Annotated in this window: 5 protein-coding genes; 1 reads left to right on the plus strand and 4 read right to left on the minus strand. The window is 71.9% G+C overall.

Translation table 11 applies throughout. The features are described from left to right. A partial coding sequence (locus AXW62_RS23315; RefSeq protein ID WP_174556418.1) for a helix-turn-helix domain-containing protein occupies positions 1–367 on the plus strand: 367 nt, incomplete at its 5' end. A 335-nt stretch (positions 368–702) separates the two neighbouring features. Here AXW62_RS23315 and AXW62_RS23320 read toward each other — a convergent pair. The 4 genes from AXW62_RS23320 to AXW62_RS23335 form a co-directional block, all read right to left on the minus strand. Continuing rightward, positions 703–1,098 carry a type II toxin-antitoxin system VapC family toxin gene (locus AXW62_RS23320; protein WP_060946224.1) on the minus strand — a complete coding sequence of 132 codons (396 nt, stop codon included), beginning with the start codon at positions 1,096–1,098 and terminating at the stop codon, positions 703–705. Next, positions 1,095–1,373 carry a hypothetical protein gene (locus tag AXW62_RS23325; protein ID WP_060946225.1) on the minus strand — a complete coding sequence of 93 codons (279 nt, stop codon included), beginning with the start codon at positions 1,371–1,373 and terminating at the stop codon, positions 1,095–1,097. The genes AXW62_RS23320 and AXW62_RS23325 overlap by 4 nt, the downstream gene beginning before the upstream one ends. A gap of 59 nt (positions 1,374–1,432) precedes the next feature. Then, the gene (gene mfd, locus AXW62_RS23330; RefSeq protein ID WP_060946226.1) at positions 1,433–5,014 is read right to left on the minus strand and encodes a transcription-repair coupling factor; all 3,582 of its coding nucleotides are present in this window, start codon (positions 5,012–5,014) and stop codon (positions 1,433–1,435) included. A gap of 400 nt (positions 5,015–5,414) precedes the next feature. Then, a complete protein-coding gene (locus AXW62_RS23335) occupies positions 5,415–5,774 on the minus strand; it encodes a hypothetical protein (RefSeq protein ID WP_060946227.1) in 360 nt (119 codons plus the stop codon). Positions 5,775–5,986 lie beyond the last annotated feature (212 nt).

Here is a 5,986-nt window from a genome sequence, read left to right on the forward strand (position 1 = left end):
GTCGGCCGCCTGGCTGGCGCTGCGGCTGTACACCGCGCCCCAGGCCGCGGCGGCCCTCGCCCAGGCCCCGCCGGAACCCGCCGCCACGCTGGACGCGGTACTGGGCACACCGGCCGCCGGGACCTGGGCCCGGGCCCAGTTGCGCCCCCTGGAGCAGGCCGGTCCGGCGACCGGCCTGGAGACCGTACGCACCTGGCTGCGCGCCGACGCCCGCCTCCCCGCCGCGGCGGCCGCCCTCGGGATCTCGCTGCCGGGTGCGCGCAAGCGGCTGACCCGGGCGGAGGACGCGCTGGGGCGGTCCCTGCTGACCGCGCCGAGCGCGAAGTACGAGCTGTGGCTGGCGATGCGGGCGCTGGGCTCGCTCTGAGACGGCGTCGGCGCGCTCACCGTGCGCCCTCCGTGCGCCTTCGTACGCACCCTTCACCGGAGCGCTCACCGTTCGAAGCGGAACCGCTCGGCGCCCTCACTGTGCACATCGTTCCTCGCCGCCGGTGCCGCGCCCGCCTATGGTCTGACAAGCCACGACGGGCCGCGCCGAGCCCTGCCTCCCGCCGCGGGCCGTGTTGTGCGCGTCTGGCCCCGCCCGCACGGCACCACGCACGCTCGGCCCGGCTCCGCCGGGCCCCATGAGCCGGGGTCGGCCCGCGCGACGACGGGGGTGTCGCGCGGCCTGGCCCCTGTTTCCCTGGCCCGGAAGTCCCGTCAGGCAATGACTTCGATCGCGCAACGCGCCATGGTGCAACGGCTCAGCCTGGCGTCGCCGGTGATCAGCGGAGCCTGGTACACCTCCGCCGCCGCGAGGTACGCCGCGTCGTAGCCCGAGACCTGGCCCCGCAGCTCCCACATGCGCATCAGGAGCGGCTGGATGCCGATCGCCTCGATCGACGCTCCGGTCAGGGCGGCCACGGCGTCCTCGGCGCGGGCTCGGGTGATCTTCCCTCCGAGGAGCCGACCGCGTACCGCGTGGAAGGTTTCGACGATGAGATGGCCGGGCGCCGCCCAATGCGGATCCTGAGCGAGGCGCGTGCGGGCCGCCTTTCCGGCCGCGGCGTCCCCGGTGAGTGCTTCGGTGAGGACGCTCGCGTCCACAATGATCACGCGGTCGCTCCTGACGCTCCCGGAGAGTGTCCGAGTCCGGCGTCGCGCGCCGCGCGTCCGGCATCGAGTTCCCGCACGGTCTCGCTCATGGAGCTCTCGGCACCGTCCGACCGGCCCTCGAACCGCTGCAACAGAGCGACGTTGCCGGCCCGCTCGGCCTCACTCTTGACCAGCTCCAGCAGATACCCCTGGAGGGACTGGCCCAGCTGTCTGGCCCGCTCGGCCAGTATGTCGCGCACCTCGTCCGGCACATCCCGAATCTGCAGAGCCACCATGCATGCATTTTCCATGCACGATGACTCCGCAGGCAAGCCGATTCCGGAAAACCGCCCGGTCACGACCCCAGGATCGTCGTCAGGAACTCCCCGGTCCACGCCAGCAGTTCCCGCCCCACCAGCGGCTTCCCGCCGATCCTGGCGGTCGCCGGGCGGGGCACCAGGACCTGCTTGGTGGCCGGCTTGATCACCGAGCGCTGGTAAAGGCGCTTGAGGCGCAGCTCCTGGGACTCGCGGAGCTCCACCGGGGAGAAGCGGATGTTGGAGCCCTGGAGGGTGATGTCGCTGACGCCGCAGGCGCGGGCCAGCAGGCGCAGACCGGCGACCAGGAGGAGGTTCTCCACCGGTTCGGGCAGCTTGCCGTAGCGGTCGGTGAGCTCCTCGCGGACGGCGCGGATGTCGTCCTCGCTGGCGGCGGAGGCGATGGCGCGGTACGCCTGGAGGCGCAGGCGCTCGCCGGGGGCGTAGTCGTGCGGGACGTGTGCGTCGACCGGAAGCTCGATCTTGACCTCCAGCGGCGCCTCCGCGGGCTCGCCCTCGCCCGCCTCGATCGAGGCCTGGTAGTCGGCGACGGCCTCGCCGACCATCCGGACGTACAGGTCGAAGCCGACGCCCGCGATATGGCCGGACTGCTCGCCGCCGAGCAGATTGCCCGCGCCGCGGATCTCCAGGTCCTTCATCGCCACGTACATGCCCGCGCCCATCTCGGTGTGCTGGGCGATCGTGGCCAGCCGCTCGTGGGCGGTCTCCGTGAGCGGCTTCTCCGGCGGGTAGAGGAAGTACGCGTAACCGCGCTCGCGGCCACGGCCGACCCGGCCGCGCAGCTGGTGCAGCTGGGAGAGGCCGAAGTTGTCGCCGCGCTCGACGATCAGGGTGTTGGCGTTGGAGATGTCGATACCGGACTCGACGATGGTGGTGGAGACCAGGACGTCGAACTTCTTCTCCCAGAAGTCGACGACCACCTGTTCCAGCGTGCTCTCCGACATCTGGCCGTGGGCGGTGGCGATCCGCGCCTCGGGGACGATCTCGCGCAGCCGGGCGGCGGCCCGGTCGATGGACTCCACCCGGTTGTGGATGTAGAAGACCTGGCCCTCGCGGAGCAGCTCCCGCCGGATCGCCGCGCCGATCTGCTTCTGCTCGTACGGGCCGACGAAGGTCAGCACCGGGTGGCGCTCCTCCGGCGGGGTGGTGATCGTGGACATCTCGCGGATGCCGGTGACCGCCATCTCCAGGGTGCGCGGGATGGGCGTGGCGGACATCGTCAGCACGTCCACGTTGGCGCGCAGCTTCTTCAGCTGCTCCTTGTGCTCGACGCCGAAGCGCTGCTCCTCGTCGACGATGACCAGACCCAGGTCCTTGAACCTGGTTTCGGAGGAGAAGAGCCGGTGGGTGCCGATGACGACGTCGACCGAGCCGTCCCGCAGCCCCTCCAGCACCGCCTTGGCCTGGGTGTCGGTCTGGAAGCGGGAGAGCGCCCGGACGTTGACGGGGAACTGGCCGTACCGCTCGCTGAAGGTGCCGAAGTGCTGCTGCACCAGCAGGGTCGTGGGCACCAGCACCGCGACCTGCTTGCCGTCCTGGACCGCCTTGAAGGCGGCGCGGACCGCGATCTCGGTCTTGCCGTAGCCGACGTCGCCGCAGATCAGCCGGTCCATCGGAACCGACTTCTCCATGTCCTCCTTGACCTCGGCGATGGTGGTGAGCTGGTCGGGGGTCTCCGCGTACGGGAAGGCGTCCTCCAGCTCGCGCTGCCAGGGGGTGTCCGCGCCGAAGGCGTGGCCGGGCGCCGCCATCCGGGCCGAGTAGAGCTTGATCAGGTCGGCGGCGATCTCCTTGACCGCCTTCTTGGCCCGCGCCTTGGTCTTGGTCCAGTCGGCCCCGCCGAGCCGGTGCAGGGTCGGCGACTCCCCGCCCACGTACTTGGTGACCTGCTCCAGCTGGTCGGTGGGGACGAAGAGCCGGTCGCCGGGCTGGCCGCGCTTGGCCGGGGCGTACTCGACCACCAGATACTCGCGGGTGGCGCCCTGGACGGTGCGCTGCACCATCTCGATGTAGCGGCCCACGCCGTGCTGCTCGTGGACGATGAAGTCGCCCGCCTCGAGGGTGAGCGGGTCGATGGTCTTGCGGCGGCGCGCGGGCATCCGCGCCCCGTCCCTGCCCGCCGCCTTCTGCCCGGACAGGTCCGTCTCGGTCAGCACGGCCAGCTTCAGCCCCGGGTCGACGAAGCCGTAGTCGATCGAACCGCAGGCCACATGCACCACGGACGGCTTGATCTCGGTGAGGTCGCCGTCCAGCCGGGCCGCGATCCCCTCACCGCCGAGCACCTCGACGGTGCGGGAGGCGGGGCCGTGGCCCTCGGTCACATAGACCGTGCGCCAGCCGTCGGCGAGCCAGCCCTTGGTGTCGGCCAGCGCCCGCGCGGTGTCGCCGCGGTAGCTCTCGGTGGCGTGCATGCCCAGCTTGACGGTGTCGCCCGCCGCGTCAGCGGCATGTGTCCGCGTGAACTCCTCGTCGGTCTGCGTGAACCCCTCGTCGGCCGCGAAGGGGCTCACCGACCACCACATCATGCCCAGCTCACGGGCGTGGTCGCGGACGTCCGCGATGCTCCACAGCGAGGCCGCGCCGACGTCGATCGGGGCTTCCCCTCCCCCGGCCGTGGCCGCCCACGACGCGTGGAGGAACTCCTGGCTGGTGGCCACCAGATCGGCCGCCCGGGTACGCACCCGCTCCGGGTCGGCCACGACCGTCATGCTGCCCGCCGGCAGGACGTCCAGCAGCAGCTCCATGTCGTCCACCAGGACCGGGGCCAGGGACTCCATGCCCTCGACCGCGATCCCCTCGGCGATCTTGCCGAGCAGCTCGCCCAGCTCCGGGTGGGCCTCGGCCAGGGCCGCGGCCCGCTCCCGCACCTGGTCGGTCAGCAGCAGCTCCCGGCAGGGCGGGGCCCACAGCCCGTGCTCGGCGACCTCCAGGGAGCGCTGGTCGGCGACCTTGAAGTAGCGGATCTCCTCGACGTCGTCGCCCCAGAACTCGATCCGGAGCGGATGCTCCTCGGTGGGCGGGAAGACGTCCAGGATGCCGCCGCGCACGGCGAACTCGCCGCGCTTCTCGACCAGCTCGACCCGGGCGTACGCGGCGGCCGCGAGCCCGTCCACGACCTCCTCCAGATCGGCGGTCTGCCCGGCCCGCAGGCTCACCGGCTCCAGGTCCCCGAGCCCCTTGACCTGCGGCTGGAGCACGGAACGCACGGGCGCGACGACGACCGAGACGGGCCCGGCCGCCGGGTCGTCCGCGCTGGGATGGGCCAGCCGCCGCAGCACCGCCAACCGCCGTCCGACGGTGTCCGAACGAGGGGAGAGCCGCTCATGCGGCAGCGTCTCCCACGACGGGTACTCCACCACACCGTCCGGCGGCAGCAGCGACCGCAGCGCGGCCGCCAGGTCCTCGGCCTCCCGGCCGGTGGCGGTCACCGCGAGCACGCAGCGGCCCGCGGAGCGCGCCAGCGCGGCGATGGCGAACGGCCGGGCGGCGGGCGGGCCGACCAGATCGACGTGGGGGCGAGTGCCGTCGGCGGCACCGCGCACCGCCTCGGCGAGCGCGGGGTCCCGTACGACGGCGTCGAGCAGACCGGTGAGGCTCATAAAGGGGTATTCCATCCCGGAGGCGGAGAACGCGAACGACCCGACACGTCTCACGGGCCGGGGGTCTTCCAGAGTACGGCCACCCACCGACAGCCCGCGCCGAGCGCGGCCAGGGGGCCGGGCGCCCCTCATACCGCACGCGCGCACTGTCCGCACAACCGTGACCGCGCAAGGTCACCCTTGCGGCAGCACGACCCCATGCCGACTCACCGCACACACCGCAGCCAACCGTTCACACACGAGGGCGCCCACACCGTTCACACTCGAGGGCGCCCACATGGAAGGCGAAGGCTTGCAGCCCGAGGCACGGGCGTCCAGCTGGGAGCGGCTGCGCGCCCTGGCTTACGGGGACCACTGGTCGCTTTTTACCCGAGGCCCCATGTCCATGCGTCAGTGCTAATCACCCATGAGCGACCTTCGCGCGTGCGGTCTGCATGATGTCCCGGATCTCATCCATGGCCGCCTGCCACTTCGGATCCTCTTTCTCGAGCGTCTGAGCGGCGTGCTCGGCGGCGTGGAGGCGCCGCGCCACGTCGGGAAACCGTTCGATCTCGATCACCGTGGCCCACTTCAGCTGGAACATGGCGATCGGCCCGAAGCTGTTTGACTGGGTGGCCATCGTGAAGACCGTGTCCCGCTCCGACGTCATCTCCGCCAAGCGCGAGGGTGCGACCTGCGCCAGCGCGGCACGCAGCGCGGGGAAGGTCTTCTCGGGTCTGGGGATCAACGCCCCACCGTCGTGAACCGGCTGCGTGGTCATTCGCCTTCCGCCCCCCTGAAGTGCCTCGCTCACCGTACGGCAAGCGAGGGTGACGGATGGGTCGGTTGCGCCCTTGGAGCGGCTCGCACGTTCCCCCGGGTCGCGTCCATGGCCGCTTGCCGGCCGCATGAGGCAGCGGGGTTGGGCGATGGGTGGTGGGTTCGGCCGCGGCGCCGTTTCGCGCCTTCGGCGCGATTGAGCAGCGGCGGCGG

It is taken from the genome of Streptomyces hygroscopicus subsp. hygroscopicus (assembly GCF_001553455.1).
Taxonomy (GTDB): domain Bacteria; phylum Actinomycetota; class Actinomycetes; order Streptomycetales; family Streptomycetaceae; genus Streptomyces; species Streptomyces hygroscopicus.

Excerpts from the sequence above, each read along its gene's own strand:
- mfd (WP_060946226.1), bottom strand. The coding sequence starts at position 5,014 with ATGAGCCTCACCGGTCTGCTCGACGCCGTCGTACGGGACCCCGCGCTC.
- AXW62_RS23335 (WP_060946227.1), bottom strand. The coding sequence starts at position 5,774 with ATGACCACGCAGCCGGTTCACGACGGTGGGGCGTTGATCCCCAGACCC.
- AXW62_RS23325 (WP_060946225.1), bottom strand. The coding sequence starts at position 1,373 with ATGGTGGCTCTGCAGATTCGGGATGTGCCGGACGAGGTGCGCGACATA.